Raw genomic sequence first — 1,664 nt, forward strand, 5'->3', positions numbered from 1 at the left:
ATCGACACCTACAGCAAGGTGGTCTGCGCCAAACTCTACGATCGAAAGACGCCGATCACGGCCGCCGATCTCGTCAATGACCGCGTGATCCCGCTGTTCGAGAGCCATGACGTGAAGCTCACGCGCATGCTGACCGACCGCGGCAGTGAATACTGCGGCGACCCCGAACGGCATGAATATGAGCTCTATCTCGCGGTCGAGGATACCGATCACACCCGCACCAAGACCAAGAGCCCGCAGACCAACGGCATCTGCGAGCGCTTCCACAAAACCATGCTGAACGAATTCTACCGTGTCGCGTTTCGAAAAAAGGTGTATCGTTCGATCGACGAGCTGCAGGCCGATCTGGATTCCTGGATCAAGGAATATAATGAGGCGCTGCCACATCAAGGACGATGGTGCTTCGGCAAAACCCCAATGCAGACCTTCCTGGACGCATTGCCGATGACGAAGGAGAAAATGATCGCCGCCTGACAACATCGGACATCAATACCCGATCGCTCAACCAGGTGCCGTCCGTCAGATCGAGTTCGAGCTAATACAGTTGATGCTGCCGGCCAAGTGACGTGCACTGAACAAAAGTCATTCGAAGCACAGGCATCAGCTGCCAGCCTCGGCGATGAGGCTCGCAAACAGCCCGAGGAATGTCGTGCCGTTCGACCCGTCCGGGTCGGCCATGTCGTCGGTAGCCGGCAGGACGGTCGTGTCCGACGGGCCGGGCCAGAGCGGCTGGATCAATCCGAGGCCGCCCTGCGCGAGCCAATCGGTCACCAGCGCGAAGGCCGATTGTGGGTGCGCGAGCCGCATCCAGTCCGCCGATGCCGACTGGCCACCAGGCGCGACGATCGCCATCTTCGCCGCCATCAGCGCGCGGCGATAGGCGCGCACGTTGCGCGAATAGCCGCCGTTGTCCATCTGACGGTCGAACGACGCGATGGCGACAGAGCCGTCGAACGTCATGCCCCGCCGGCGGAAGTGCGTCGCGCCCGAAAGACACCAGACGTCATCGACGATGATGTTGGTCGTGCGGATGAACGCCGTGCGCCCGGGAAAACCCACCGGATGGAACGCCGCGATGCGGTCGGGCGCGGCGGCGAGCAGGTTGCTCACCGCTTCGGTGCGCGCCTTATAATGTTTGCGTCCCCAGCCCGGATAGTTCGCGGCGAAATCCGATTCGCGCGGCGTGCAGATGATGACCCGCAGGTTGGGATGGTTGCTCAGGCTGGTGACGAGCTCGCCCACGAGGTCCACCTGCTCGGCGGTCGGCTGGCCGGTTGGCCGGGCGGTGCGGGCGAACTGGGCCGACTCGATGTAGATCAACTCGCGCGCCTCGCGTAGCGCGCGGTGCAGTGACCACATGGCGTCACGCAGCCCCGATGCGGAGACGAAGCACTCGCGCCGCACCTCGCCGATGATGCGGGTGTCGTTGCCGAGCGTGAAGGTCGGAGCGCTCACGCCGACGGCGGACGCGACGGAGTTCATCACCTGCTGCGCGTTCGTTCCCTGTGCGGGCGGATTGAACAGCATGAGCTCCGGCGTTTCACACGCGGCCGCAACCGTCTCGAGCATCACGCCGATGCCGGTATTCGTCGTGATCGTGTCGGCCGGCTCATTGAAGTTGTTGCCGTCCATCCCGACGAACCAGCCGAGCGAGACGCCTGGTG

General features: G+C 63.2%; 1 protein-coding gene and 1 pseudogene. One reads left to right on the forward strand and one right to left on the reverse strand.

Annotation, left to right across the window (positions count from 1 at the left end; genetic code table 11):
• Positions 1–474: integrase core domain-containing protein (locus WB528_RS21195; RefSeq protein WP_423890374.1), on the forward strand; the 474-nt coding region annotated here is incomplete at its 5' end.
• A 126-nt stretch (positions 475–600) separates the two neighbouring features.
• Here the strand turns inward: WB528_RS21195 and WB528_RS21200 are convergent.
• Positions 601–1,664, reverse strand: a pseudogene (locus WB528_RS21200) (hypothetical protein); the annotation flags it as partial.

Origin of the sequence: Bradyrhizobium sp., from assembly GCF_049586575.1 — a bacterium.
Classification (GTDB): Bacteria; Pseudomonadota; Alphaproteobacteria; order Rhizobiales; family Xanthobacteraceae; genus Bradyrhizobium.